The sequence below is a fragment of the Plantibacter flavus genome (assembly GCF_051487245.1).
GTDB classification, from domain to species: domain Bacteria; phylum Actinomycetota; class Actinomycetes; order Actinomycetales; family Microbacteriaceae; genus Plantibacter; species Plantibacter flavus_B.
Genome location: NZ_JAHVDH010000003.1, coordinates 253566 through 278398 on the forward strand (window position 1 = coordinate 253566; position 24833 = coordinate 278398).

Annotated in this window: 28 protein-coding genes and 1 riboswitch; of the genes, 17 read left to right on the forward strand and 11 right to left on the reverse strand. The window is 69.8% G+C overall.

The features are described from left to right. Positions 1-60: 60 nt before the first annotated feature. The 9 genes from KXS11_RS08315 to KXS11_RS08355 all read left to right on the forward strand — a co-directional run bounded on the left by KXS11_RS08315 (position 61) and on the right by KXS11_RS08355 (position 7192). Complete coding sequence (locus tag KXS11_RS08315) at positions 61-639, forward strand: RNA polymerase sigma factor (protein ID WP_437385089.1); 579 nt, start codon at positions 61-63, stop codon at positions 637-639. Beyond that, the gene (locus KXS11_RS08320; protein ID WP_437385090.1) at positions 636-1256 is read left to right on the forward strand and encodes a hypothetical protein; all 621 of its coding nucleotides are present in this window, start codon (positions 636-638) and stop codon (positions 1254-1256) included. Before KXS11_RS08315 ends, KXS11_RS08320 begins: the two co-directional genes overlap by 4 nt. Continuing rightward, complete coding sequence (locus KXS11_RS08325) at positions 1249-1608, forward strand: hypothetical protein (RefSeq protein WP_437385091.1); 360 nt, start codon at positions 1249-1251, stop codon at positions 1606-1608. The genes KXS11_RS08320 and KXS11_RS08325 overlap by 8 nt, the downstream gene beginning before the upstream one ends. 326 nt (positions 1609-1934) lie before the next feature. Further along, on the forward strand, positions 1935-2276 hold the full coding sequence (locus KXS11_RS08330) for a hypothetical protein (RefSeq protein ID WP_437385092.1): 342 nt from the start codon (positions 1935-1937) through the stop codon (positions 2274-2276). A gap of 263 nt (positions 2277-2539) precedes the next feature. Continuing rightward, the gene (locus KXS11_RS08335) at positions 2540-2725 is read left to right on the forward strand and encodes a hypothetical protein (RefSeq protein WP_437385093.1); all 186 of its coding nucleotides are present in this window, start codon (positions 2540-2542) and stop codon (positions 2723-2725) included. A 365-nt stretch (positions 2726-3090) separates the two neighbouring features. After that, positions 3091-3522 carry a MarR family winged helix-turn-helix transcriptional regulator gene (locus KXS11_RS08340; protein WP_437385094.1) on the forward strand — a complete coding sequence of 144 codons (432 nt, stop codon included), beginning with the start codon at positions 3091-3093 and terminating at the stop codon, positions 3520-3522. Positions 3523-3598: 76 nt separating this feature from the next. After that, on the forward strand, positions 3599-5083 hold the full coding sequence (locus KXS11_RS08345; RefSeq protein WP_437385095.1) for an AlkA N-terminal domain-containing protein: 1485 nt from the start codon (positions 3599-3601) through the stop codon (positions 5081-5083). Beyond that, on the forward strand, positions 5080-5649 hold the full coding sequence (locus tag KXS11_RS08350; RefSeq protein ID WP_437385096.1) for a methylated-DNA--[protein]-cysteine S-methyltransferase: 570 nt from the start codon (positions 5080-5082) through the stop codon (positions 5647-5649). The genes KXS11_RS08345 and KXS11_RS08350 overlap by 4 nt, the downstream gene beginning before the upstream one ends. A 172-nt stretch (positions 5650-5821) precedes the next feature. Further along, positions 5822-7192: a cryptochrome/photolyase family protein gene (locus KXS11_RS08355; protein WP_437385097.1), complete on the forward strand. Its 1371-nt coding sequence runs from the start codon at positions 5822-5824 to the stop codon at positions 7190-7192. A 10-nt stretch (positions 7193-7202) separates the two neighbouring features. Here KXS11_RS08355 and KXS11_RS08360 read toward each other — a convergent pair whose 3' ends face one another. Both KXS11_RS08360 and KXS11_RS08365 read right to left on the reverse strand, forming a co-directional pair. Next, the gene (locus KXS11_RS08360; RefSeq protein ID WP_437385098.1) at positions 7203-7868 is read right to left on the reverse strand and encodes a response regulator; all 666 of its coding nucleotides are present in this window, start codon (positions 7866-7868) and stop codon (positions 7203-7205) included. 4 nt (positions 7869-7872) lie between these two features. Further along, complete coding sequence (locus KXS11_RS08365; protein ID WP_437385099.1) at positions 7873-9111, reverse strand: sensor histidine kinase; 1239 nt, start codon at positions 9109-9111, stop codon at positions 7873-7875. Between the two features lie 176 nt (positions 9112-9287). Between KXS11_RS08365 and KXS11_RS08370 the strand changes: the two genes are divergently transcribed. The 3 genes from KXS11_RS08370 to KXS11_RS08380 are packed head-to-tail and all read left to right on the forward strand — an operon-like array spanning position 9288 to position 11592. Then, positions 9288-10379 (forward strand): FtsX-like permease family protein, encoded by a 1092-nt coding sequence (locus KXS11_RS08370; protein ID WP_437385100.1) that lies wholly within the window; start codon positions 9288-9290, stop codon positions 10377-10379. 58 nt (positions 10380-10437) lie between these two features. Then, on the forward strand, positions 10438-11142 hold the full coding sequence (locus KXS11_RS08375; RefSeq protein ID WP_437385101.1) for an ABC transporter ATP-binding protein: 705 nt from the start codon (positions 10438-10440) through the stop codon (positions 11140-11142). 51 nt (positions 11143-11193) lie between these two features. Beyond that, positions 11194-11592 (forward strand): hypothetical protein, encoded by a 399-nt coding sequence (locus tag KXS11_RS08380; RefSeq protein WP_437385102.1) that lies wholly within the window; start codon positions 11194-11196, stop codon positions 11590-11592. Between the two features lie 39 nt (positions 11593-11631). Here KXS11_RS08380 and KXS11_RS08385 read toward each other — a convergent pair whose 3' ends face one another. From KXS11_RS08385 to thiM, 4 genes are all read right to left on the reverse strand, one after another. Next, the gene (locus KXS11_RS08385; protein ID WP_437385103.1) at positions 11632-11928 is read right to left on the reverse strand and encodes a pyrimidine/purine nucleoside phosphorylase; all 297 of its coding nucleotides are present in this window, start codon (positions 11926-11928) and stop codon (positions 11632-11634) included. A gap of 46 nt (positions 11929-11974) precedes the next feature. Continuing rightward, positions 11975-13576, reverse strand: a complete 1602-nt coding sequence (locus KXS11_RS08390) for a bifunctional hydroxymethylpyrimidine kinase/phosphomethylpyrimidine kinase (RefSeq protein WP_437385104.1) — start codon at positions 13574-13576, stop codon at positions 11975-11977. Then, complete coding sequence (gene thiE / locus KXS11_RS08395; RefSeq protein ID WP_437385105.1) at positions 13573-14280, reverse strand: thiamine phosphate synthase; 708 nt, start codon at positions 14278-14280, stop codon at positions 13573-13575. The genes KXS11_RS08390 and thiE overlap by 4 nt, the downstream gene beginning before the upstream one ends. Next, entirely contained in the window at positions 14277-15113 is an 837-nt protein-coding gene (gene thiM, locus KXS11_RS08400) for a hydroxyethylthiazole kinase (protein WP_437385106.1), read from the reverse strand. Before thiM ends, thiE begins: the two co-directional genes overlap by 4 nt. Continuing rightward, a riboswitch (TPP riboswitch) is annotated at positions 15105-15208 on the reverse strand. (Overlaps the previous gene by 9 nt.) A gap of 60 nt (positions 15209-15268) precedes the next feature. Here thiM and KXS11_RS08405 point away from each other — a divergent pair. Then, positions 15269-15772, forward strand: coding sequence for a DUF1622 domain-containing protein (locus KXS11_RS08405; RefSeq protein ID WP_437385107.1), 504 nt, complete (start codon positions 15269-15271; stop codon positions 15770-15772). Here KXS11_RS08405 and KXS11_RS08410 read toward each other — a convergent pair. From KXS11_RS08410 to KXS11_RS08425, 4 genes are all read right to left on the reverse strand, one after another. Next, the gene (locus KXS11_RS08410) at positions 15769-16452 is read right to left on the reverse strand and encodes an HAD family hydrolase (RefSeq protein ID WP_437385108.1); all 684 of its coding nucleotides are present in this window, start codon (positions 16450-16452) and stop codon (positions 15769-15771) included. The two genes, KXS11_RS08405 and KXS11_RS08410, sit on opposite strands and share 4 nt — an antisense overlap. Before the next feature lie 66 nt (positions 16453-16518). Then, positions 16519-17796, reverse strand: coding sequence for a CDP-alcohol phosphatidyltransferase family protein (locus KXS11_RS08415; RefSeq protein ID WP_437385109.1), 1278 nt, complete (start codon positions 17794-17796; stop codon positions 16519-16521). Positions 17797-17896: 100 nt separating this feature from the next. Beyond that, entirely contained in the window at positions 17897-20158 is a 2262-nt protein-coding gene (locus tag KXS11_RS08420; protein WP_437385110.1) for an MSCRAMM family protein, read from the reverse strand. Between the two features lie 91 nt (positions 20159-20249). Next, positions 20250-21464: an alpha/beta fold hydrolase gene (locus KXS11_RS08425; RefSeq protein WP_437385111.1), complete on the reverse strand. Its 1215-nt coding sequence runs from the start codon at positions 21462-21464 to the stop codon at positions 20250-20252. 159 nt (positions 21465-21623) lie between these two features. Between KXS11_RS08425 and KXS11_RS08430 the strand changes: the two genes are divergently transcribed. From KXS11_RS08430 to KXS11_RS08440, 3 genes are all read left to right on the forward strand, one after another. Continuing rightward, positions 21624-22073, forward strand: coding sequence for a hypothetical protein (locus tag KXS11_RS08430; protein WP_437385112.1), 450 nt, complete (start codon positions 21624-21626; stop codon positions 22071-22073). Between the two features lie 124 nt (positions 22074-22197). Further along, positions 22198-23175 carry a DMT family transporter gene (locus tag KXS11_RS08435; protein WP_437385113.1) on the forward strand — a complete coding sequence of 326 codons (978 nt, stop codon included), beginning with the start codon at positions 22198-22200 and terminating at the stop codon, positions 23173-23175. Further along, a complete protein-coding gene (locus KXS11_RS08440) occupies positions 23172-23810 on the forward strand; it encodes a GntR family transcriptional regulator (RefSeq protein ID WP_437385114.1) in 639 nt (212 codons plus the stop codon). Before KXS11_RS08435 ends, KXS11_RS08440 begins: the two co-directional genes overlap by 4 nt. 24 nt (positions 23811-23834) lie before the next feature. On the opposite strand, the gene KXS11_RS08445 is transcribed toward KXS11_RS08440, so the two are convergent. Then, positions 23835-24299, reverse strand: coding sequence for an SRPBCC family protein (locus KXS11_RS08445; protein WP_437385115.1), 465 nt, complete (start codon positions 24297-24299; stop codon positions 23835-23837). A gap of 102 nt (positions 24300-24401) precedes the next feature. Here KXS11_RS08445 and KXS11_RS08450 point away from each other — a divergent pair, with 102 nt between their 5' ends. Further along, positions 24402-24833 (forward strand): DUF1761 domain-containing protein, encoded by a 432-nt coding sequence (locus KXS11_RS08450; protein WP_437385116.1) that lies wholly within the window; start codon positions 24402-24404, stop codon positions 24831-24833.

The following is a 24833-nucleotide window of genomic DNA, read 5'->3' on the forward strand; positions in this document are numbered from 1 at the left end:
GGATACAGGGAACCCCGTACAACTTTGATTCGGTGCTGGAACGACGACGGTGGAGGCTCGATGGTGGCGGCCGACTCGGTGCGCAGCGCAGGCGGGCTTCTGGAACACGCGACCGACCGCACCCTCGTCGAGCGCTGCGTCGACGGCGACACCAGGGCGTTCGAAGTGATCATCAACCGCTACGGCCGGATGATGAAGGCGTATGCGGTGAGACTCACCCGTTCGGCCGCCGACGGCGACGACGTCGTGCAGGAGGCGCTCATCTCCGCGTGGAAGCGCATCGACACCCTGGAGGACGGCGCCACGGTGAAGAGCTGGCTCATGCGGATCGTGAGTCGTCGCGCGATCGACCTCATGCGCCAGCGCAAGGACACCGAGTCCACTGACGACGCGATCATCGAGGCCCCGGAGCGCGACGGCCCGGAGCGCAAGGCCGAGGCGTCCTCGCAGCTGGGAGCGTTGTCCGCAGCGCTCGACCGACTGCCGGCCGGCCAACAGCAGGCTTGGGTCCTCAGGGAGATCGGCGGATACTCGTACGAGGAGATCGCCGAACAGCTGGGGCAGACCGTCGCGAGCGTTCGGGGCAGTCTCGCCCGCGCACGCACGACACTCGTACGAGAGATGGAGGGGTGGCGATGAACGACGATGATCCGGGCTCGGACCAGCTCGTGGCTGGCGGCTGCGCCCACGGCATCGACGCCCTGAGCGACTACCTCGACCGCGACATGCAACCGGCCGATCCGACGATCGACGACTCCCCCGAATGCCAGCGGGTGCTGCGTTCGCTCCGTCGTGTGCGTTCGCTCGCGGCTCCACTCCTGGCGGCCGACGAGGCCGCGGTCACGACCCTGGACCAGGGCTGGATCCGCGGAATCATGGAGAACATCGGGCGCGAGGCGAAGGCCGGGCGCGACATCCCGTTCGCCGAAGCTCCGGAGCAGGCGACGCTCGTCATCACGGAGGGGACCGTTCGCGGACTCGTCCGCGGCGCCGGCGATCGCACCCCGGGCATCCTCGTCGGACGCTGCGTCCTCGAGGGCGATGTGACGACCCTCGGTGAGCCGATCAGGCTGCGCGTGACCGTGAGCATCGGTTGGGGCCGCTCGGTGGCGGATGCCATCGCGCAGTTCCGCGAGGAGGCGTCGGCGAGCATCCATCAGCACACCGACCTCGTCCTCGCCGGCCTCGACATCGTGGTCGACGACCTGCACTTCGAATCCGACGAGACCGGGCAGGAGCCGACGGCCGATGAGTGAGACGACGAACCAGGGCGACGACGTCCGCGAGCTCGCACTCGCGCTCGACGAGATCATCGAGGGCGTGCCGGGCGTCGTCGGACTGACGGCCGCAGAACCGACGCTCCTGCGCGCGGCGAAGGAGTCGATCGGCGTGCTGATCGGCTCGAACACCCCCGCAGCACGGGTGAACGTCAAGCGCTCGAGCGGGAAGACGACGGTCGAGGCGAACATCGCGGTCTCCGAGGAACAGTCGGCACCCGCTGTCGCCCACGCGGTCCACGACGCGATCGTTGACGCGCTCCCCGCTCTCGACGCCGCTGGCGAGCGGGCGATCACCGTCCGCGTCGTCGACATCGCCCCTGCGGGCTGATCCCGCAGCCGACGAGCACGCACATCAGCTCAGCGCGCCGTTCGGACGGGCGGGCACACAACCGGGCCCGTTCGGGATCCAGATTCAGTGGCCGGAAATCGGCGGAGGACGCTCTCGCGCTCCGAGACGTCGTTCCACCTCTGCTCGGGTGCATCGCTCTGACACGCCTCGGTGGCTGCGGCGCGCGCGGTGATCAGCGATGTGGGACCGCTCTCAGCCAGACCACAAGTGTGCGATAAGAATAAAGAATCTTGAATTTAAGTAGGTTACCCTGCTAGTTTGTTCGACGTGCCGCCGCAACCCGCGGGGACAGTCAGGAAATATCAATGAAGATTCAGCTCATCGCGACCGCGATCCTTGCCGGGGCACTTGCCCTCGGGCCAACTCTGGGAACACCTGCGAACGCCGACTCAACAGCAACGGCCACAGGCGACGAATCAAGAGCGTCCAGCGCAGTGGTCACGATTGCCCCCAACGTGGGCTCAGTGACCGATGCCACAATGGGAGACTCAAGAAAACCCTGCGACTACGTCCACGGCGCTCAATGCGTTTCCTGGGTGACGAACTACTACACCTGTCACAACATCTTCCAGATCACATCCGATGCACGAAAGCACCGCGCGTGCACCCTCTTCTACAATCAAGGCATCGTGACGGTGTGGCCGTAAACCACCGCACGCGCGGCGCCCTCCGGTTTTCGGCAGGCACCGCGCTCGTCGTCTGTACCGCGTTCGCATGCTCAGCCTGCAGCATCGACCCCGAGCTGCAGGCCGAGACATGCTCTGCCTATGAAGCGTCGTGGGACGAGTTCACCTCGGTTCGGGATGACACCTCGCCGGATACCGAAGCAATGGTCGCCGCCGCGGATCAGCTGAAGCAGCAATGGGAGGACTTACAGTCCGACCCTGGAGCATCGACCGACGTTGCAGCAATGCTCGGCGTCTCAATCACGTCGTTCACCTCCGCTTGGTCAACGCCGTCGGAGGCGGCTCGCGCAGCGTTCGAGCGCTCACTGACGAACGAACGCGACTACATCGCAGGTCAGTGCTCGAAGATCGGCGCACCGATCGATTTCGACGGAGACGTAGCGCCGATCGCGATCCCGCGGATCCCGTAGCGTCCGCCATGCGGTATCCGAGACGGCTACCGCGCGCGAGACGAGCATTCACTCACGCAGCTCGTACGCCGATGACTCCGGTCGCGTAGCGTCACTCGGGCAACTCCCAGCAAAAATAACGGATTGATAACTACCGCTCGTTACCGATCCGTTATATGGTTTTGGAACGTTAGTTGTTTTGCTGTGGCAGCTGACGGAATGTGATTGCAGGACACTCTTGGTGCAAGGGAAAGAGAGCCGGTCGTAGCCTCTGCGACCGGCTCTCGTCATGTCCGCACCTCCCACCCGCAAGCGCTGAGGCACCATCGGGTCGCCGTCCAGGCTAGATTCAGGTAGTGGATCGTCGGACACCACCGGGAGGCAGCATGGACGACAGACGACTCGCGGTCGCCGCATGGGAGGCACTCTTCCGCGCCCAGGTGGACGTCATGCGTCACCTATCCCACGACTTCCCCGCGCACGGCATCTCCTTGAACGAGTACGACGTGCTCCACACGATGTCCCGTGAACCCGAGCGCCGGATCCGACTGCGCGATCTCAACTCGCGTGTCCTGCTGTCCCAGCCGAGCATCAGCCGCCTCATCGACCGCCTCGCCGCCCGCGGACTCGTCGGCAAGTGCCCCGACCCGGAAGACGGTCGCGGTACGTACGTCCGCATGACCGACGAAGGCTACGAGGTGTTCCGGAAGGTGGCCGTGAAACACGGCACGACGATCGCCGAACGCGTCACGACGTCGCTCAGCCCCGAGGAGATGGCCCAGCTCGCGGCCCTCAGCGACAAGCTCCGCGGCAGCTGACGACCCGATCGGAGCCGCCCACTGTCGTGTCCGATTTCCGCTAGTCGACTCCGATGCCGCGTGCAAGACTCGAAGCATGAACTTCGCAGAACGCTATCGGGCCATCCAGGCCAGGGATCAGCGCTTCGACGGGCAGTTCATCACCGCCGTGAGCTCCACGGGCATCTATTGCCGCCCGTCCTGCCCGGCGCGCACCCCGAAACCGGAGAACGTCACCTTCTATGCGACGAGCGCCGCAGCGCACGAAGCCGGCTTCCGCGCCTGCAAGCGATGCCTGCCCGAAGCGGTCCCCGGGACGCCCGCCTGGAATCTCGGTAACGACGTCGCCGCCCGCAGCATGCGCCTCATCGCCGACGGCGTCGTCGAGCGCGAGGGCGTGCCTGGCCTCGCCACCCGCCTCGGTTACTCGACCCGTCACCTGACCCGCGTGCTCACCGCGGAACTCGGCGCCGGGCCACTCGCCCTCGCACGCGCGCACCGCGCCCAGGGAGCCCGCCAGCTACTCACCGGCACCGATCTGTCGTTCAGCGACATCGCCTTCGCCGCCGGGTTCTCCAGCATCCGGCAGTTCAACGACACCATCCAGGAGGTGTTCGAACTGACCCCGGGCCAGCTCCGTGCGAAGCATCGCGTCAGTGGCGGACAGGAACCCGGATCGATCACCCTGGCCCTGCCGTACCGACGTCCGTTCGACGCGGCGGGAGTGTTCTCCTGGCTCGCCCCTCGCGCCGTCGAGGGGGTCGAGCTCGCTGGCCCCGACCACTACTCGCGTCTGCTCGCCCTCCCAGGGGGCTCAGCGTGGTTCGACGTCAGACTCGTCCGCGACGACCTCATCCTCACCGCGGAGGTGACCGATCTCGCCGACCTCCCCGTGCTCGTCTCACGAGTGCGGCGCCTCTTCGACCTGGACGCCGACCCGGCTGCTGCCGACGCGATCGTCGCCACCGATCCGCGCCTCACCGCCTCCGTCGAGGCCACCCCTGGCATCCGTCTGCCCGGTGCCGTCGACCCGGAGGAGATGCTGTTCCGCGCCATGGTCGGCCAGCAGATCACCGTCGCCGCCGCACGCACGCAGTTGCGACGGCTGGCCGAGGAGGTCGGCACCGTGGTCCCGGAGCGGCACGGACTCCATCGCCTCTTCCCGACCGCGACCCAGGTCGCCACCGGCGGACGCGCCGCCCTCGTGGGCCCGAGGGCGCGCATCGAGAGTGTGATCGGTGTGGCGGAAGCGCTGGCCCGCGGGGAGCTGACGATCGGATTCGGCGACGACCGCGACGATCTCCGCACCCGGTTGCTCGCGATGAAGGGCATCGGCCCGTGGACCGCCGACTACGTGAGCATGCGCGTGCTCGGCAACCCCGACGTGTTCCTCCCGGGCGATGTCGCGGTGCGGACCGGGGCCGGCCGCCTGGGACTCCCGGACGACGCGCGCACGCTCACCGCAGAAGCCTCGGCATTCGCCCCGTGGCGTTCCTACCTCTGCCTCCATCTCTGGAAGGCGGCGACCAAACCGGCCGCGACCGCCACCCCCGCAGCTCTCGAGAAAGGCCCAGCAGCATGACCACGATCACCTCCTCCCCCGCGATCGACACCCGGTTCCTGAGCGTGTCGAAGGGCGCTCCGACACGTCTCACCGCGATCAGTCAGACGCTCGACACCCCCGACGGCCCGTTCACCATCCTCGCCAGGGAGGACGGCGCCGTGCTCGCCTCGGGATGGTCGGCCGACCAGCAGACGATGCTGGAACGCATTCGGCCCGCCGACCGGCCCATCGGGACGACGCCGGGTGTCATCGCCGCCGCCGAGGCCGTCGTCGCGTACTACGACGGCGAGCTGACCGCCATCGACGACGTCCCGGTCGCACAGTTCGGTGGACCGTTCCGCACCCACGCGTGGACCGTCCTCCGGACCATCGCCGCCGGCCGACCCGTCACCTACACCGAGTTCGCTGCGGCGAGCGGCCGACCGTCGGCCGTCCGTGCTGCGGCGAGCGCCTGCGCGACCAATGCGCCCGCCCTGTTCGTGCCGTGCCACCGGGTGCTCAGGACCGACGGCAGCCTCGGCGGCTTCGCTTGGGGCCTCGACGTGAAGCGCTCGCTGCTCGACCGGGAAGCAGCGCTGAGCTGAGGCGGCCGTTCAGTGCAGGGGCGCCCTTCGACAGGCTCAGGGTCAGGCAAAAGGACTCGGGGACGGGACACGGACTGACCGGACCGGAGAAGCACTGACGGGACCGGAGGAGGGCGGAGCGCGTCGGCGCAACCCCGACGGTCCGGGTGACGCCACCCCGTAGGCTGACGTGATGGCCGCTGCTCCGACGATCGTCTGGTTCCGAGACGACCTCCGCCTTGCCGACAATCCCGCCCTGACCGCCGCCGTCCACCTCGGCGCACCGATCCTCTGCCTCTACGTCCTCGACGACAGCGAGTCCCTCCGTCCGCTCGGCGGCGCCTCGCGCTGGTGGCTGCACCACAGTCTCGACGCCCTCGGCACGGACATCGCTGCACTCGGTGGGTCGCTGGTGCTGCGATCCGGGGCTGCGGCGTCGATCGTCCCTGAACTCGCCGCCGCGATCGGTGCCGGCGCTGTGCTGTGGAACCGGCGATACGGTGCGGCCGAGCGCGAGATCGACGCCGGGATCAAGACCGCGCTGAAGGACGCCGGCCTCGACGCACGCAGCTTCGGAGCGAACCTCCTGGCAGAGCCGTGGGAGGTCGTCACCGGACAGGGCAACCCGTACTCGGTGTTCACGCCGTTCTGGAAGGCGTGCCTCGACCGCCACGCCACCCACCCGCCGCGGCATCCGCTCGCCGCACCTGAGGCGCTCGCCGGTCTCGACGGTGCGCCGTCCGGCGACGCGCTCGAGTCGTGGAGCCTTCTGCCGACGCACCCCGACTGGGCGGCCGGCTTCCGCGAGCACTGGACTCCGGGAGAGGCCGGCGCCGACGAACGACTGGCCGACTTCCTCGACGGTGGCGTCATCGGGTACGCCGAGGAACGCGACCTCCCCGCACGCCCGGCGACGTCGGGCCTGTCCCCGCACCTCCGGTTCGGGGAGATCAGCCCGCAGCAGATCTGGCACGCGGCACGCGACGGGCGCCGACACCTCGGCGATGACGGCGCGACGTTCCTCAAGGAGGTCGGTTGGCGGGAGTTCGCCTACCACTGCCTCTTCGCCTTCCCGGAACTGGCCACGAAGAACTGGCGCGAGTCGTTCGACCACTTCCCGTGGCCGGACGTCGACCAGGAGGCCTTCACCGCGTGGACGACGGGCCACACCGGCGTGCCGCTCGTCGACGCCGGCATGCGCGAACTCTGGACGACCGGCACGATGCACAACCGGGTGCGGATGGTGGTGGCGTCGTTCCTCACGAAGAACCTCCTCATCCACTGGCGACTCGGCGAGGACTGGTTCTGGGACACACTCGTCGACGCGGACCCCGCCTCGAACCCGTTCAACTGGCAGTGGGTCGCCGGCAGCGGTTTCGACGCCTCCCCCTACTTCCGGATCTTCAACCCGGAGCGTCAGCGAGAGCGGTTCGACCCGGACGACGCGTACATCAGGCGCTGGGTGCCCGAGTACGGGACGCCCGACTACCCGGAAGCGATCGTCGACCTCGGCCAGACGCGCCAGGCCGCCCTCGCCGCCTACGAGGAGACGAAGGGGCGCTGACCAACGTCGCTCACCTGGAGCGGAACAGGCCGGCGCGCTGGGCAGCGGCGATCGCCGCCGACCGGTTGGAGACGTCGAGCTTCGTGTAGATGTGGGCGAGGTGCGACTTCACGGTCGTCTCGCCGACGTGCAGCCTGCCGGCGATCTCCAGGTTCGTCAGTCCCTCGGCGGCAGCGGCGAGCACCTCGATCTCTCGCCCGCTCAACGCCTGTTGCGGCGCACTCACGCGCGCAACGAGCCGTGTCGCGACCGCAGGACCGAGCACCGAGTTCCCTGCGGCCGCCGAACGGATGCCGTCGATGAGCGCTTCGGGTGCCGCGTCCTTCAGCAGGTAGCCCGCGGCTCCCGCTTCGATCGCCCCGAGGATGTCGGCGTCGGAGTCGTAGTTCGTGAGGACGAGCACGGCGGGGCCGCCCGCCAGCGCCGTGATCTGCCGTGTCGCGTCGATGCCGGTGGGCCCGTCGCCGAAGCTCAGGTCCATCAGCACGAGGTCGGCGGTCGGGGCTGCCGCGACCGCTTCAGCAGCCGTCGCGGCCGTTCCCACCACGGACACGTCGTGGATGGGGGCGAGCACCGCGACGAGCCCGGCTCGGACGATCGGGTGGTCGTCCGCGATGACGACCCGGATCGGCCGCACGCCACCGCCCTCGCCGGTCTCCACGCTCTGCTCAGTCATCCGCTCATCCCTCCGTGTCCGGGCGTTCGGCGAACCGCACGGTGACCGTCGTGCCCGTCCCAGGCGCGCTCCGCACCTCGACGTCACCACCGAGCTCGGTGATCCGTCGTCTCATCGACACCAGCCCGAACGAGCCGCCGGCCTCGCGCTCACCGAGTCGCTCCGGCGCGAACCCGACACCGTCGTCGTCGATGTCGAGGATCACCTCCTCGTCGAGGTAGCTCAGGGTGACGTCGGCTCGGCTCGCGCCCGCATGCTGCACGACGTTCGCGAGGCTGCTCTGGGCGACCCGGAGGAGCGCCGTGGTCACCGGAGTGCTCAGCGAGATCGGCTCCCCCGTCACCGTCACGACGACGGGCACGCCGCTCTGCGCGCTCGTCGTGCTGGCGACGCGCTCGAGCGCGTCCGCGATGGTGGAGCCGACAAGCGCCGGCGGGCTCAGTTCGTCGATCAATCCCCGCGTCTCGGCCAGTGCCGTCGCCGCAGCCTCGCGCGCGAGTGCGAGGTGCGATCGCAGCTGCTCCGTGTCGGCGACACCGCCGCCGTCCGGAGTCGCCGTGCGCTCAGCGGCGTGCAGGAGGAGCTGGATGCTCGACAGCGCCTGGGCGACGGTGTCGTGCAGTTCGGCCCCGAGCCGTTCCCGTTCAGCGAGCTTCCCCGCCTCACGTCCCCGAGCGGCGAGTTCCTCCCGCGCGGCGACGAGCTCGGCGATCAACCGTTCACGTTCGACGGCTTCGCGGGCGAGCGCCTCGTAGCCGAGTCCGATCGCGACGGCGACCGCGGCACCGACGAGCGGCCCGATGACCCCTCCGACGCTGAAGCCGGAGTGCACACCGATCGCGACGATCGCCGCACCGGTCGACACGACGACGGCAGGGACGGCGACCGCACGCGGGAGCAGGTGCAGATACAGGAAGAACAGCGGGAAGACGAGATAGGCCGCGTCCGGGCTGAGCAGCACGAGGACGATCCACTCGACGGTCAGCACGGCGAGCCAGACGAACACGGCGGATCCATGGTGACGAGCACCGTCGGGCACCGGGACCGAGCGGGCACGTCGCGCCAGCAGCGTCCCGGCGGCGTACGTCGACAGCATCACGACCGCGAGCACGATCGCCGCGATCTCCGTCGGCCCGCCGAGCGTGAGGGCACGCAGGACCACGAGCGCGATGAGCGCGACGACGAGGGCGTGCAGACCGAGCCTGAGGGCGGTGAACACGGGGCTGAGAGCCGAGTGCGTCATCCGCCCAGCGTACGCGTGAGCCCGCCGCCGCGAATCATCAGAAAGGTGGAACGTCGCCTCCACCCGACGGGTCCGGAGGACCGTCCGGGTAGACGATGACCGGCACCCGCCCGCTCGCGAGCATGGAATGGTGCTGCACCACGAAGACTCCGTCGGGCGGCGCACAAGGAGATCCCATGTTCGTCGCCTGGCGCGACATGCGCTTCGCCACCGGTCGCTTCGTGCTGATCGGGGCGGTCGTCACGCTCATCACCCTGCTCGTCGGATTCCTGAGCGGCCTGACCGCCGGGCTCGCGAACCAGAACATCTCGGCGATCACGGGACTCGGTGCGTCGAGCATCGTCCTCGCCGCGCCGAGCGACGACGAGCAGGTGAGCTTCGCCGACTCCGCACTCGACCCCGACGCCGCGACGGCGTGGGCTGAGCTTCCCGGGGTCGAGCGGGTCCAGGAGCTCGGGATCAGTCAGACGCGCATGACCACGGACGACGCGCGCACCGCGGTCTCGGTGTTCGGGGTCGCTGAACACGGTGCTGCGGCTCACGGCTCTCCCGCCGACGGACTGACCGACGGCACCGTTCGGGTCAGCCGCAGCGCTGCCGAGGCGCTCCACGTCACCGAGGGCGACACGGTGTCACTCGGCGGCACGACCTTCGAGGTCGCCGCCGTCGTCGACGACCAGTGGTACAGCCACACGCCGGTCGTCTGGACCGGACTGTCCGACTGGCAGGCCGTCCAGTCGTCGATGGGAGCACCGGCTGACGGCGCGACCGCACTCGCCATCACCGGCAACTCGGATGCGACCGACGTCGCAGCGGCCGAGCAGCAGACCGGCACCGTCTCGAAGGACGTGCTGTCGTCGCTCCTCGCCATCGGTTCCTTCCGCTCCGAGATCGGCTCATTGCTCATGATGGTCGCGATGCTGTTCGGCATCTCCGCGCTGGTGATCGGCGCCTTCTTCACCGTCTGGACCATCCAACGCGCAGGAGACGTCGCGATCCTCAAGGCGCTCGGTGCGACGACCGGTCGGCTGACCGTCGACGCGCTCGGGCAGGCTCTCGTGCTCCTCGTGTTGGGCGTCGGGCTCGGTATCGGACTCACCGCCGTCCTCGGTGCCGCGGCGGGGAGCGCACTCCCATTCGTCCTGAGCCCGTTGACCACCCTCGTCCCGGGCGTCGTCATGGTCGTGCTCGGCCTCGTCGGGGCGGCATTCGCGCTCCGCTCGATCCTGTCGGCCGATCCCCTCACCGCGCTCGGCGGCAACCGATGATCACTCGGGCACCCATCCGCTCGTCCATTCCGACCACCCGCATCGCAGGAGGCACCGCATGATCCAGCTCACCGACGTCACCCTCACCTTCCCCGACGGCGACGGCCGCATCACCGCGGTCGACCGCGCACGCCTGCTCGTCCCCGCGGGAACCGTCGCAGCACTCACCGGCCCGTCGGGGTCCGGGAAGTCGAGCGTCCTCGCGGTCGCCGCCGGGCTCATCCGTCCGGACAGCGGCAGCGTCGAGGTCGCCGGCGTGGACGTCGCCGCGCTCTCGCCGAAAGCCGCGACGGACTTCCGCAGGACACGACTCGGCATCGTCTTCCAACAGTCGAACCTGCTGCCCTCGCTCACCGCGACGGAACAGCTGTGCGCCCTGCATGCGCTCGGCGGCCGCACCTCCCGGGCGAGCCGTACGGCCACCCGCGATCGGGCTGCGGAACTCCTCGCCGCCGTCGGACTCGCCGACCAGGCCGACAAACGGCCCCACCAGCTCTCCGGTGGTCAACGCCAGCGCGTCAACATCGCCAGAGCGCTCATGAACGAACCGGATGCGCTCGTCGTCGACGAACCGACGAGCGCACTCGACCACGAACGCGGGTCGGCGATCATCGACCTCATCCTCGAGCTGACCGCGACGTCCGGGGCAGCCACCCTGCTCGTCACCCACGACCGCACCCATCTCGACCGCATGGACCAGGTCCTCGTCATGCAGGACGGGCGCCTCACCGCGGGATCGGCCGAGCTCGCGCGCCAGGTCTGACGACCGCCACCACTCAGCGATAGGGTGAGGCCACGCCGAGAGAGGACCACCATGCGCAGCGTCACCCGAACCCTGACCATGATCGTCGTCCTGGGAGCGGTCCTCGGCACGAGCGCGTGCTCGGACGGCGCCGGATCATCGTCGGCGCAGAGTTCGGCGAGCGACGCCGGTGTCATCGCTCCGATCATCGTGCAGCTCGCCGATCAGGACGGTCGCACGGTGACCGTCGGCCTCGACAACGTGGTGGACCTCGTCGCCGTGGACCCGAAGGCGTGGACGGCGACGATCGCGGATCCGTCCATCGCGGAGTTCGTCGCAGGTGGTACCCGCGGCGGAGCGACGTTCAACCCGGGGCTGCAGCCGCTCGCCGCCGGCACCACCGAGGTGACACTGAAGAACGGCTCCGACGGCTCAACCGTGGTCTTCACCCTCGAGGTCACCGAGGAGTAGACCGCATCCGGTCCCTGAACCCGACGACGGCCGGCGATCCTACGCGTCGAGGTACCGGCAGAGGTACGCCGTGGCGACCTCGACCTCGAGCTGGAAGCTGCTGCTTCCGGGAACACTGAACTGGGTGCCCGGACCGAAGTCCTGCCACGCGGAGGTGCCGGGCAGCAGCACGCGGAGCTTGCCTGCGATCACCGTCATCTCCTCGGCCTTCCCGGTCCCGAACGTGTACTCGCCCGGCGCCATGACGCCGACGCTCGCGGTCTCGGCACCCGGCTCGTTCGTCGCGAAGCCGATCGACTTCACATTGCCGTCGAAGTACTCGTTGCTCGTCAGCATGGTGGCCTCTCCTCGTGATCCGCGACCGCTCCGGTCGATCCGCCCATCATCGTAGCGGCTCGGCGAAGAACGCCTCCTCGTGCGCCGACGACGCCAGGAACACCGCCCGCATCGACTCGAGCGCGTCCGCGTCGGCGCGGGCTGCGGTGAGCCCGACGATCTCGACCGCCCGCCGGTTGGCGACGGCGAACGACGGATCGGCGTAGGTGTCAAGCCACGCGGCGAACGGATGTCCGGCGTGCGACGACCCCACGAGACGTTCACCGAGGTCCTGGTAGATCCAGTAGCACGGCAGCAGCGCGGCCACCACGGTGCCGTAGTCGCCGGTGACCGTGGACGCGTGCAGATGGTCGAGGTACGCGGTCGTGGTGCTCGACGGCGCGACGTCCATGCCCGCCACGGCATACGTGCTCAGCCACGTACGGTGAAGCTCCATCTCCGCCTCGATCGAGCTCGCAGCGCCCTTCGCCCAGAACACCTGCTCGTCGGGGGTGGGGGCCAGTGCGCTCGCCCGGGCGAGGACACGTGAGTAGGCACGCAGATAGATCGCATCCTGCTGCAGGTACCAGGCGAAGCGCGCGGGATCGAGCGTGCCGTCCGCGAGGGCGACGACGAACGGCAGCTGATCGATGCGGGTCCTGAGCTCGACGATCTCCTCCCACCAGGCATCCGTGATCGCGGCGCCGCGCGCGGCCGGGTCACCCAGCCCACCGGCAGCCCAAAGGTCCGCGAAGTGGTTGATCGGCCCGTTGCCCGTACCGACCTCGAGCGCGTCGGCATGCTGCAGGCTCGACGTGAGCCAGGCCTTCGCCGATGAGAGCGCGGACGCCCACGACCCGGTACGCGCGGCGAGCGTCGCCATCGCACTCGACAGTGAGCAGCCCGTTCCGTGCGTGTTGCGGGTCGGGACCCGCGGCCCACTGAACTCGACAAGGGTGCGACCATCGCCGAGTCGCCCTGCTGCGTCGACGAGCGCGTCGGGACACGCCGCCGACTCCGCGCCCTTCGACAAGCTCGGGGACCGAGAGTCGGTCAGGGAGCGGGGGTCGGACAGGTGGCCGCCCTTGACGAGGACGATGGTGCCGGAGCGTTCCGAGACGGCGTGCGCTTGCGCGAGCGCATCCGACCAGGTGGTCGCCACGGGGCCCTCAGCGAGCACAGCGAGTTCAGGCAGGTTCGGCGTCACGAGGTCGACGAGCGGCAGGAGTGCGCGCATGGCGGCCTCTGCGTCGCTCTCGAGCAGGCGGTCACCGCTCGTGGCCACCATGACGGGGTCGAGGACGACGGGACCCGTCTCGGTCGTCTGCAACCACATACGCACCGCTTCGATGATCGCCGCGTCACCGAGCATCCCGATCTTCACCGCGTCGATCGCGACGTCGGCGGCGACGGCGTCGAGCTGCTCACGCAGGAACGCCGCGGGCGGCGTGTGGACGCTCCGCACCCCGTGCGTGTTCTGCGCGACGAGCGCCGTGACGACGGCCATGCCGTACCCGCCGTTGGCTGCGATGCTCTTGAGGTCTGCCTGGATGCCGGCCCCGCCGGTCGGGTCGGTGCCAGCGATGCTGAGCACCCGCGGCACCGACCGGGTCGTGATCGTGCGGTGCGTGGACGTCGGTGCGGTCGCGTCGGTGGTCAGTTCACTCATGCTGACGCCTCAGCCCACGCGTCGCCGAACGCCCGCGCGGCGACGGCGGGATCCTCGGCCCCGCAGATCGCGGAGACGACCGCGAGACCCGCAGCACCGGCGGCGTGGAGCGCAGCGGTGTCGGCAAGGGCCACCCCACCGATCGCGACGCAGGGCAGCTCGGTCGAGCCGGCGATCGCGGCGAACCCCCGGATGCCGAGCGGTGCCGGGTGGTCGGGTTTCGTGAGCGTCGGACGGATGACCCCGACCCCGAGGTAGTCCACGGTTCCAGCGGGCAGAGCCGCGACGGCATCGAGATGGGCGGCCGTGTTCGCGGTCAGCCCGACGACGGCGGCCTCGCCCACGATCCGGCGGACCGCGTCGACCGGCAGGTCGCTCTGCCCCACGTGGACGCCGTGCACGACGGCTCCTGCGGACCGCGCCGCGAGGAAGACGTCGACCCGGTCGTCGACGAGGAGGAGCGCGCGCCCCGCGACCACGTCCGCCGCGCGCACCGTCAGCTCGAACAGCTCACGTGCGCTGGCGTGCTTCTCACGCACCTGGACCGCCGTCGCCCCGCCGTCGACTGCGCGTCGCACGACGTCGAGGACGCCGCGGTCGCCACTCGCGGCTGCGTCCGTGACGAGGTAGGTCGCGAGCCCGCGGCGCACGAGTTCGGCGTGCGAACGGGCGGCGTCGACGGTCGATCCGGTCGTCGCACTCATGCGATCACCGCAAGCTCACGGACGGCGGACGCGTCGAGGAGGTGCAGACGGTCGAGGAACGCCGGGGCGAAGCTGCCGGGCCCCTGCACCGTCGCCGCAGCCTGCTGAGCGGCGATCGTGTAGGCGGTGGTCGCCGCGACCGTGGTCAGCAGGCGGTCGTCGTCGAGCGAGGCGTAGGCGGCGAACACCGCCCCGAGCGCGCACCCGCCGCCCGTGACGAGCGTGAGCCACGCATGGCCGTTCGAACAGCGCACGACACGGTCCCCGTCGGTGATGACGTCGGTCGGTCCTGAGACGGCGACGACCGCTCCCGACGCGCGGGCGATGCTCGTGGCCGCCTCGATGGCGCTGTCGACCGAATCGGTGCTGTCGACGCCGCGACCGCCAGCGCCCAGGCCGGCGAGCGCGATGATCTCGCTCGCGTTCCCTCGCACGATCGTGGGGCGGAGCGCCAGGAGTTCTGCGGCGAGCGCCGTGCGCACGGGCAGGAACCCGACGGCGACGGGGTCGAGGACCCACGGTGTGCCGGCGTCGTTCGCGGCCGTGGCGGCCTCGATCATCGCGACGCGCTGTTCGGCCTGCGGTGTGCCGAGGTTGACGAGGAGCCCGGACGCGATGCGGGCGAACGGTCCGGCCTCGCTCGGGATGTCGGTCATCGCCGGTGCTGCGCCGGCGGCGAGCAGCACGTTGGCGGTGAAGTTCGTCACCACCGCGTTGGTGATCGACTGCACGAGCGGTGTGCGCTCACGCAAGCGGTCGAGGAGCGCGGCGGACGCGGCGACGAGTGCGTCGGTGGACAGGTGGGCAGACTGCTGCGGTGTGCGAATGCTCATTCGCGACATCCCTTCGCTAGTACGAACTAGATCAGGTTCGACGGGTGTGTTCTCAGCCGAGATCGTCATGCGATCGGGCACCCCGTGTCACTCGCCACCACCCTAGCGTCTGCGGTCGGCTTCCCGTCCCGAGTCGGAGTGAGGATGATGGGGGCATGGATTTCTTCGAACTGGTCACGATCGTCTTCGAGGTCGCGGGCGTCGGCGCGATGGTCGTCGGCTTCGTCGTCGCAATCGTGCTGTCGGCACAGCTGTGGTGGCGCACCCGTGACGGCGAGCGGGCGTTCCGCATGTTGCGCGAGACGATCGGCTCGGTGATCCTCCTCGGCCTCGAGATCCTCGTGGCCGCAGACCTCGTGAAGACCGTCACCTCGACACCGTCACTGACGGATGCGCTCGTCCTCGCGATCATCGTGATCATCCGGACGCTCTTGAGCTTCTCGTTGCAGATCGAGATCGAGGGCACGCTGCCGTGGAGACGTCTCGCGACGACCGGCCCCCAGCAGTTCGCACGTGCCGTCAAGCGCGGCGGTGAGCGCACACGACGCCGCGCCGAGGAACAGGCCGACCAGTCACGCGCCACCGAGCCGTCCGCTCCGGTGACACCAGCGGTTCCGGACGACGAGGTGGGCTTCCCCGAACTCCGAGCGCGCGACTAGCCGACGACGGCCGCGGACCAGGTCTCGCGGATGAGCGCGGGCAGGTGCCGCATGTCGTCGAACACATGGGTGTCGGGTCCGGCGAGACGCTCGGCGGTCGTCATGCCACCGGCGTAGGCGTACACGACCATGCCGGCTGCGCGCGCAGCGAGCACCCCGGCGACGCTGTCCTCGACGACGGCACAGCGATCAGGCGCTGCGTCGAAGTCAGCGGCGGCATGCAGGAAGAGGTCTGGTGCCGGTTTGCCGACGGCGACGTCCGTGGCACTGAAGATCCGTCCGTCGAAGCGGTCATGGAGACCGATCTGGCTGAGGTTGCGGATGACGTCATGGCGCATGCCGTTGGATGCGACGCACAGCGCCACGCCGGTCTCGGCGATCCCGTCGAGCGCCTCGACGATCCCGTCGACGGGTTCGAGCTCACGCTCACAGATGCTCCGGAACATCGTGCTCCAGCGGGCGATCCAGTCGGCCTCGAGCGGCTTGCCGAGGCGGGCCTCCACGAGTGTCGCGTAGGTCTCGAGGGAGGCGCCGACGAAGAGTTCGCGGATCTCCTGCTCGGTGTAGTCGCCACCGACCTCGTTCAACAACTGCAGGTTCACCCGGACGGAGATGCGCTCCGTGTCGACGAGCGTGCCGTCGCAGTCGAAGATGACGAGATCGGGATAGTCGGCAGGCATGCTCCGAGCCTAAACGACGCGGGCTGTGGCGACGCCGGGTATCGACGATGCGCCGCGGACGTCGATTCAGCGACGCGCCGCGAGCCCCTGTCGCTGCCAGGTGACGAGCATGCGTCGCGCATACTGCGTCGCGGCGACGTAGTGGCCGATGAGCCCGAGCAGGATCGCGGCGAACCCGATGCCCGCGAACACCCCGTAGAGGGCGGAGCCGGCGTCGCCACCGCTGACCGCCAGTCCCGTGAGGAGTGCGAAGAACCCAGCGAACAGCAACACGGTCCGGATCTTCCCCGCGATACTCACCGGCACCTCGGGGGTTCCTCGGAAGGCGACGACGGCGATGAACGCCAGCAGGAGGTCGGGGACGATCATGACGACGAAGACCTGCCACGGGATGATCAGCCCGACGGCGAAGGAGGCGGCGACCACGACCACCGTGAGGCGGTCCGCCACACCGTCGAGCCAGGTGCCGAGTGCTGAGACGGTGCCCATCCGTCGGGCGATGGCGCCGTCCGCCACATCGCTCAGGAACACCACGGCCCCGACGATCAGCGCGGCGAGGTAGGAACGGGTGATCACGAGGGCCGCGAACACCGGGAGCAACAGGATTCGGGCAGCGGTGATGGCGTTCGGGAGGTTCTTCCAGTCGTCGTCGGCGAACAGCTGGGTGCGCAGGCGGGCGATCGGTGTCTTCTCGTGCAGGGTGACGGGGATCAGCGCTTCGTCGCCCGGGATGGCCGAGCCACGACGAACGCGCACGGCCGACACGATGACGACGACCACCACCAGCAGGAGCAGGAGCCCCCAGCCGGATGCGCCGAGGTACCGCTGCACGGCATCGAGCGACGAGCCGACGAGCACGCCGACACCGACGTAGACCGCCGACCACAGCAGCGCTCCCGACACGGACGCGAGGAGGAAGGACCGGTACGGAACGCGCGCGACACCGGCCGCGGTCGGGGTGAGCACACGGATGACCGGCACCAGGCGGGTGAGGAAGACGACCACGGCCCCACGGTGCTCGACCGCCTCGACCGTGCGATCCCACTTGTCGACGCCGACGAGCGCGACGAACCGCCCCGTCCGGAGACGGTCGCCCTGTCGACGACCGGCGAGGAACCCGACGTGGTCGCCGAGTGAGGCCCCGACGGCGACGACGACGAACAGCACGAACGCAGCTGGAGCGGTGTCGACCGTCGCTGCCAGGAGGAGCACGACCGTCTCACCCGGGACGAAGAGACCGAGGCCGAGGCCCGACTCGACGAACGCGAACACCAGGCCGAGCGCCCACACGAGAGGGTCGGGCAGGGCGGCGGCGAGATCGTTCGCCCAGCCGATGATGTCCACGGGTCCCCGTTCAGCAGTGCACTGCGCGCGTCTGTGCGGCGCGCGCCTCGCCCAGTCTACGGATGCGGAGGGGCGACGACGCCCCTCCGCTGACCCGTGCTCACTCGCCGGTGGACGCCGACTCGTTCCGGCGCCGCTTCCGGCGAAGGATGCCGGCGGTGGTGACCGAGCCTGCGCCGATGATGAACAGCGCGGCCGCGGCGGAGAGCCACAGTGCGGCGTTCGTTCCGGTCGAAGGCAGTCGACCCGAGGTGCCGGGCGCAGCAGGATCGCCCGACGGGCTGGGACTCGGGCTCGGAACGACGGCGTCGGGGATGAGGATGAAGGTCGGCACGGTCACGACGGAGCCGTCGTCGGGAACCACGACCGTCGCGGTTCCACCGCCCTCGGTGCCGCCCGGCAGCGAGTAGCCGTCCGGGACCGTCACCGTGACCTCGTGCTCGCCAGGGCTGAGCTCGTCGAGGCTGTACGCGCCATCGGCATCGGTGACGACCTCGACCGGACCACCCGGGGTGTCGACGGTCACGGTGACGCCTGCGACCGGATCTCCCGCGTCCGTCGTGACCGTGCCTTGGAGACCACCGAGCACGGCGTCCTGGTCGAGCACGAAGCTCGGGATCGTCTCGACCGTACCGTCGGCGCCCACCGTCACCGTGGTCGTCGTGACCCCGCCCTCCGGCACGGAGAAGCCGTCCGGTACGGTGAGTGTGACCTCGTAGTCGCCCGGGGGCACGTCGCCGAGGCCGTAGGATCCGTCGCCGCCCGTGGTCAGCTCGACCGGGCCCTCCGGCGTGGTGACGGTCACGATCGCTCCGGGGACCGGGTCCCCGCCGACCGTCACGACGTCTCCCGTGAGCCCGCCGAGCAGGGCGAGTTCGAAGTCGACGGCATCGAGACCGGCCTGCGTCAGCGACTCCGATCGGGTTCCGGCACCGCTCACGATGTATCCGCTGGGGGCGGTGATGGTCACCTCGTAGGGACCGACCGGAAGGCGCGGGAACGTGTAGCTGCCGTCCGCGGCGGTCACCGTCGACACCGGACCGTCCGGACCGTCGGCCGTCACGGTGACGCCGGCGACCCCGGTGCCGCCCGACGTCACGACCCCACCGAGGCTGGGGTCTGCGACGAGGACGAAGTTCTGATCGACGATGGGCGTCTCACTGTCTTCCGGGACCGTGAACGGGCCAGGCGTCTCCTGCACGCTGAACCCCGCGGGTGCCGTGATGGTCGCCGTGTAGGTGCCGACGGGGACGGTGTCGAAGAGGTAGTTCCCGTCGGTGTCGGTGACGACGCTGCCGACGCCGGGAATGGTGACGGTCGCGCCGACGATCGGCTGACCGTCGGTGTCGAGGGCCGTGCCGGACACGGCGACGGGGACGATGTCGCGGAGCGTGAAGTCGGCGACCGCGTCGGCGTCCGTGAGGTCTGCCGCCACTCGTGCGGGGCCGACCGCGATCTTGCCCGTCGGGGCGACGGCTTGGACCGTGTACCCCTCCGTCGCGAAGTAGCCGTCGAAGGAGTACGTCCCACCACCCGCGGTCGTCGTGGACGCCACGACGCGTCCGTTGGCGTCGATCAGTCGGATCGCGACCCCGTCGAGCGGGCCGTCCACCGCGTCGACGACCGATCCGGTGATGTCACGGGCGATCGACGCGAACCACGTCTGGTACACGGGGAACCCGGCGCGACGCTGGAAGGAGAACGTGAGACTGGAGATCGGTGCGGAGGGTTCGAACCACGCAGCGGCACCCTCGGTGTCCGCAGCGGCGGCGTTCCCACGCAGCACCTGGGTGGCGGCGTCCCAGCTCGGGATGTCGTCCGCGGCACCCGTGCAGGACGGTTTCCCGGCGAGCCCGGGAGCGCAGTAGTTGAAGCCGCCGTTGAACCCGAGCTCGTCGGCCGTGAGGGCGACCCCATCGGGGCCGATCGCCGTGATCCGCACCTGGTCCGCGTCGATGTCGCCGAGGACGAACGTCCAGCCGGAGGCCGGTGTCGGCGCGGCGAACGAGTACGTCGTCGTCGACGGAGATGCAGCGTTGTTGGCCTTCGGCCGGAGGTTCAGGTACTGCTGGTCGCGGCTGCTGCCGTACTTCGCACCCACCGGCGTCGATGCCGCGAGCCAGGTGGAGGCTCCGGAGATGAGCGCCGCACCGCCGAGCGAATCGCTCGTGAGCGCTGCGGTGAGGGCCGGTTCCCCTGCCAGCGTCATCGTGCCCTGGTACGAGCCGCTGGCGCCTGCGAACGTCGGCCAGGTGGCCCAGCTCGCCGTCGTGGCGGCGGACGCTGCAGGCACCGCCCCGGTCAGGACGAGGGCTGCAGCGCCGATCAGCGCGACGAGGGAGGCTCCGGTTCGGCGAGTCATGGCGTCAGGGTAGTTGCAGGCGCGTCACGCGCGAAAGCCCCTTGACCCGCATCCGAGGGTCGCCGAGGACGACCCCGAGGCGCGATGACGATCAGCAGGGTGTGCCGACGCTCGGGGCTCGGTCGTCGGCGAGCGCGGCATGGAACCATTCGAGCACCGCCGGGAGCGCTCGCAGCGCGACCATCCCATGGCCGGTCTTCGGGATCGTCCGATACTGCGTCTCGGTGCCGAGCGCGCACTCCGTCCGGACGAAGGCGGCGGTCGCGGACGGGTGCACGAGGGTGTCGACCTCGCCCTGCGCGACGAGGAGCGGCACCGGGATCCGGACCGTGCCGGGGGTGTTCTCACGGAGCATGGTCGCCCACGGCTCCGTGCTCGCAGGGTCGTTCTTCACGTAGCGACCGGCGAGGCCGTGCGCGACCGTCTGAAGCTCCTGGTGCCCACTCACGAGGCAGAGCTTCGCGAGCGCGGGCGTCGCCGCGACCCCGGCCGGGGTCAGGATGCTGTCGAGGGCGAGCCCCGGGAAGCGTTCGGCATAGACCTCCTGGTACGCCGTGAACGCGAAGGAGCCGATCGTCACGCCGGGGATCGCCTGCAGGTTGTCTTCCAGGAGCGCACCGAGATCGGCGGCGGGAGCCGCGACCGCGACCGCCTGCAGACGCAGTTCTGGTGCGTACGAAGCGGCGTCCTCAGCGGCGAAGAGTGCCGCCTGGCCGCCCTGCGAGTGACCCCAGAGCACGAGCTCGTCGCCGGCGTGCGTGCCGTCGATCGACCTGGCCGCCCGAGCCGCGTCGAGGACGCTGTTCCCCTCGGTGCGCCCGATCAGGTACGACGGCTCGCCCGGCAGACCCATCCCCGGGTAGTCCGTTGCGACGACGACATAGCCGGCGGACACGAGGTCGTCGAGGCCTTCGATGAGGACGAACGGGTCGACGGCGAGCGAGGGTGCGCAGTTCACCGCGGCCCCCGTCGTCGGATGCGCCCAGGACACGATCGGCCGGGCGGCGAGCGCCGGGCCGTCCGGCGCGACGACGACCCCCGACACGACCACGTCGGCACCGTTGAGATCCGTCGAGTGGTACAGCATTCGCCAGGCCCGCTGACCGTCTCCGACGCTCTCGATCGGTTCGACTCGGACGAGCTCACCGGGAACCCCGGGCGCGCGCGGTTCCTCGAGCGTGTAGAAGGGATGCTCCTCCGCCTGCTCCACGACCGACGCTGCCACCCTGCGGTCGAGCGAGGAGGTGCAGGCCAGCACGGCGACGGCGACGAGCACCGCCTGGAGCACGATGTATCGCCTGCGCATGGCTGGACAGTAGCACCAGCGGGGCATGAGCGCAGGCGGGAACATACCTCTCCAGGACGACGGCGGATCACGCTCGCGGGCGATCCGCGAGCGCGTCCGTTCGACGAGGCTTGAAGCATCAACCGAACCGCTCCGCACACCGCGGAGGAAGGAAAGACCATGTCCGCCTCAGCCACCACCGAGTCAGCCACCGCCTCGCCCGCCGAGGACGTGACGCTGGCCGACGCCCCCACTGAGCAGCTCGACTCCGAGCCGCTCGCCGACACGACCCGTCAGTACCCGGTCGAGCCCGTCCAGCCCGTGGTCGTCGCACCACCGGTGACCACCCAGGTGACGACTCCGACCGCCGACCGCGAAGGCGGGACCCAGACGCTGTCGATCATCGCGTTCGCGCTCTCGATCGCAGCAGTCGTCTCGCCGTCGTTCGTGCTGCTGCCGATCGCCTCGCTCGTGCTCGGCATCATCGCGCTGGCCAGGAAGCCGCGCGCGAAGGGCTTCGCCCTCACGTCCGTCATCATCTCGGGCTCGATGCTGGCACTGGCACTCATCGTCGCGATCGGTGCCGGGCTCGTGCTCGGCCTGTCGCTCTTCGGCGCCTACGTGAGCTGAGCGATCCCGACGACGCCCGCCTGCTCCTCGAGTCGGCGGGCGTCGTCGCGTTCGACGGTGCGGCGTCCGGTGGCTCCCGGGACTGTGTGTTGATTGTTACACAATCTTGCGGCAGGCTGTCGGGATGACGAGCACACCGGCCGCCCCCCGCATCGCGGCGGCGTCCGCGGCACCCTCGCGCTGGCCCGTCGTGGCGGCGATCCTGGCCGCGGTCTGCTTCGGCACCACGGGAACCGTGCACGCCCTGCTGCCCGTGGCGGTCGGCTCCGTCGCCTTCGGAGCCGCACGAATCGTCTTCGGCGGCGCTCTGCTCGTCGTGATCTGGGCCGTCGCGCGGCGGCGGACCACCCACCTGCCAGGCGACGCACGACGGCATCCCGTCAGGCTCCGACGACCGGCGCTCCTCGGCCTCCTCGCCCTCGGGACACTCGGCGTCGCCGCCTACCAACCGACGTTCTTCCTCGGCGTCGAGTCGAACGGCGTCGCGATCGGGACACTCGTCGCCCTCGGCTCGGCACCCGCGATCACCGGCCTGCTCGAATGGGCCCTGCGTCGGCAGCGACCGAGCGGGCGCTGGTTCCTCGCGACCGGTGTCGCCGCTGCCGGGGTCGCCGTGCTCTCCGGGCTCACCGGCGGCGCGCTCGGTGCGGTCTCCATCGGCGGTCTCCTCGCCTCGATCGGAGCCGGTGCCTCCTACGCGCTCTACACCCTTTGCAGCAAGACGTTGATCGAGCACGGCTGGTCGCCGCTCGGGACGATGGCCGCACTGTTCGGCACGGCCGGCCTGGTGTCGCTCCCGGTCCTGCTCACGACCGAGACCGCCTGGATCCTGACCCTGCCCGGAGCGCTCGCGGTGGCCTGGCTCGCGCTCGTCAACACCGTCGCCGGATACCTGCTGTTCGGCTACGCGCTCGGTGGGCTCCCCGCGTCCCGGGTCGCGACACTGACGCTCTTCGAACCGCTCACCGCGACCCTCCTCGGCATCCTGCTCCTCGGCGAGTCCTTCGGTGCCACGACGGTGTTCGGGGCGGCCCTCCTGATCGCCGGACTCGCGATCCTCGTGGTCCCGACCCGTCGACCGGTGCGACCGGTGCCGGCATGACCGCCGTGGACGGCGTCGTCGAGGCGCTCCGCGACGACATCCTGGACGGACGACTCGAAGCCGACGCACCCCTCCGCGAGACGAGCCTCGCCGAACGGTTCGGCGTCAACCGCCACACCCTCCGCGCGGCGCTGCAGGTCCTGGCCGCAGAACGCCTCGTCAGCTTCGAGGCGTATCGCGGAGCACGGGTCCGGACCTTCGACGACGCCGCGGTGATCGCGCTCCTGGAGTACCGCACGGCGATCGAGGTCGAGGCCACACGTCTGATGCTCGCGCGGGCGTCCGACACCGCATCACCCGTGCCGCGGTCCGTGACCGACGCGAACGACTCGCTCCGTCGGGCCTGCACCGAGCACCCGGAGGACCATCGGGCGATCGAGGAGGCCCACGCCGCCCTGCATCACGCGATCGTGGCGGCGGCGGCAAGCCCTCGACTGTTGGAGGCGCACGCAGGACTTCTCGCCGAGCTCGGCCTCTTCATGGTGCAGCTGCGCAGCGTGCTGCCGCCCACGGAGATGATCACCGGCCACGACCGGCTGGTCGAGGCGCTGGCGAGCGGCCCGCTCGCGGCCGAGTCCGAACTCCGGGAACACCTGCGGCACTCCACCGCGCAGTTGCTGGCGCTCCGGTCCTGAGGGCCACGCCGAGCAGGACCCGCACTAGGCGCTCGCAGCTCGTTCCTCGGCGAGCTGCGAGAGGCGCGCGAGCGCTCGCGGCCACTCGGCGGCGAACATGTCGGCGTACTCGTCCGGGGCCTCCAGATCGACGATGAGACGGGTACCCGTCTCCGAGGCGGTGAACGTGTACGCCTCGTGGAGGCCGGTGAACTGCTTCGCCGACTCGCTCGTCGTGTCGAGCTCGCCTCGAAGGACCTGGCCGTGGTACTCGATCTCGACGAACTCGTCCGGTCGGCTCCCCGTGATCGTGCCGACCAGCCCGCCCTCGGTCCCGTCTTCGTTCGGACCGACGAAGACGATCTCGGCGCCGAGGGCCCAACCGCCGCGGTAGGTGGAGCCCTCATGGAAGGCGCTCGTCCACTGCTCATAGGTGTCGAGGTCCAGCATGGTCGACCACACCGTGTGCACGGGAGCGGTGATGTCGGCGACGAACTGCAGCTTCTCCATGCGCGAGATGGTACCTCCGCGAAGACGTTCGGACCAGTGGGGAAACCGCCTGAGCGCTACACTCCGAAGCACCCGCGCACGCGGCGTTCGGAGGAGGACGACATGGTTCCGGCGATCAACTTCTGGGCGGTGCTCATCGCGACCGCGTCGAGCATGGTCGTCGGCTCGATCTGGTACACACCGAAGGTCTTCGGCAACTACTGGATGCGAGCCGCGAAGGTCACACCGTCCGGCGACGCCAAGGACGCGATCAAACCGATCCTCGTGACCGTGCTCGTGAGCTTCATCACGGCCTGGGTGCTCGCCGGCGCCGTGTTCCTGTCCTGGTCGTTCTACGACGGCAGCTTCCTCGTGAACGCGCTCGGCACCGGGCTCGTGCTGTGGGCTGGGTTCACCGCGGCGCGCTTCATCACCCACGATGCCTTCGACGGTCGTCCGACGGGCCTCACCGTGCTGAACGTCGCGCACGAACTCGTGACGATCCTGCTCATGGCACTCATCATCGGTGTCTGGCCACCGGCCGGCACCGTCTGA

Coding starts and splice junctions, on each gene's coding strand:
- KXS11_RS08315 (WP_437385089.1), top strand. CDS start 61: ATGGTGGCGGCCGACTCGGTGCGCAGCGCAGGCGGGCTTCTGGAACAC.
- KXS11_RS08450 (WP_437385116.1), top strand. CDS start 24,402: ATGGTTCCGGCGATCAACTTCTGGGCGGTGCTCATCGCGACCGCGTCG.
- KXS11_RS08320 (WP_437385090.1), top strand. CDS start 636: ATGAACGACGATGATCCGGGCTCGGACCAGCTCGTGGCTGGCGGCTGC.
- KXS11_RS08390 (WP_437385104.1), bottom strand. CDS start 13,576: ATGAGTGAACTGACCACCGACGCGACCGCACCGACGTCCACGCACCGC.
- KXS11_RS08385 (WP_437385103.1), bottom strand. CDS start 11,928: ATGCTGACGAGCAACGAGTACTTCGACGGCAATGTGAAGTCGATCGGC.
- thiE (WP_437385105.1), bottom strand. CDS start 14,280: ATGAGTGCGACGACCGGATCGACCGTCGACGCCGCCCGTTCGCACGCC.
- KXS11_RS08405 (WP_437385107.1), top strand. CDS start 15,269: ATGGATTTCTTCGAACTGGTCACGATCGTCTTCGAGGTCGCGGGCGTC.
- KXS11_RS08380 (WP_437385102.1), top strand. CDS start 11,194: ATGCGCAGCGTCACCCGAACCCTGACCATGATCGTCGTCCTGGGAGCG.
- KXS11_RS08330 (WP_437385092.1), top strand. CDS start 1,935: ATGAAGATTCAGCTCATCGCGACCGCGATCCTTGCCGGGGCACTTGCC.
- KXS11_RS08410 (WP_437385108.1), bottom strand. CDS start 16,452: ATGCCTGCCGACTATCCCGATCTCGTCATCTTCGACTGCGACGGCACG.
- KXS11_RS08420 (WP_437385110.1), bottom strand. CDS start 20,158: ATGACTCGCCGAACCGGAGCCTCCCTCGTCGCGCTGATCGGCGCTGCA.
- KXS11_RS08350 (WP_437385096.1), top strand. CDS start 5,080: ATGACCACGATCACCTCCTCCCCCGCGATCGACACCCGGTTCCTGAGC.
- KXS11_RS08355 (WP_437385097.1), top strand. CDS start 5,822: ATGGCCGCTGCTCCGACGATCGTCTGGTTCCGAGACGACCTCCGCCTT.
- KXS11_RS08370 (WP_437385100.1), top strand. CDS start 9,288: ATGTTCGTCGCCTGGCGCGACATGCGCTTCGCCACCGGTCGCTTCGTG.
- KXS11_RS08365 (WP_437385099.1), bottom strand. CDS start 9,111: ATGACGCACTCGGCTCTCAGCCCCGTGTTCACCGCCCTCAGGCTCGGT.
- KXS11_RS08435 (WP_437385113.1), top strand. CDS start 22,198: ATGACGAGCACACCGGCCGCCCCCCGCATCGCGGCGGCGTCCGCGGCA.
- KXS11_RS08325 (WP_437385091.1), top strand. CDS start 1,249: ATGAGTGAGACGACGAACCAGGGCGACGACGTCCGCGAGCTCGCACTC.
- KXS11_RS08375 (WP_437385101.1), top strand. CDS start 10,438: ATGATCCAGCTCACCGACGTCACCCTCACCTTCCCCGACGGCGACGGC.
- KXS11_RS08445 (WP_437385115.1), bottom strand. CDS start 24,299: ATGGAGAAGCTGCAGTTCGTCGCCGACATCACCGCTCCCGTGCACACG.
- KXS11_RS08340 (WP_437385094.1), top strand. CDS start 3,091: ATGGACGACAGACGACTCGCGGTCGCCGCATGGGAGGCACTCTTCCGC.
- KXS11_RS08360 (WP_437385098.1), bottom strand. CDS start 7,868: ATGACTGAGCAGAGCGTGGAGACCGGCGAGGGCGGTGGCGTGCGGCCG.
- thiM (WP_437385106.1), bottom strand. CDS start 15,113: ATGAGCATTCGCACACCGCAGCAGTCTGCCCACCTGTCCACCGACGCA.
- KXS11_RS08430 (WP_437385112.1), top strand. CDS start 21,624: ATGTCCGCCTCAGCCACCACCGAGTCAGCCACCGCCTCGCCCGCCGAG.
- KXS11_RS08335 (WP_437385093.1), top strand. CDS start 2,540: ATGCTCGGCGTCTCAATCACGTCGTTCACCTCCGCTTGGTCAACGCCG.
- KXS11_RS08425 (WP_437385111.1), bottom strand. CDS start 21,464: ATGCGCAGGCGATACATCGTGCTCCAGGCGGTGCTCGTCGCCGTCGCC.
- KXS11_RS08440 (WP_437385114.1), top strand. CDS start 23,172: ATGACCGCCGTGGACGGCGTCGTCGAGGCGCTCCGCGACGACATCCTG.
- KXS11_RS08345 (WP_437385095.1), top strand. CDS start 3,599: ATGAACTTCGCAGAACGCTATCGGGCCATCCAGGCCAGGGATCAGCGC.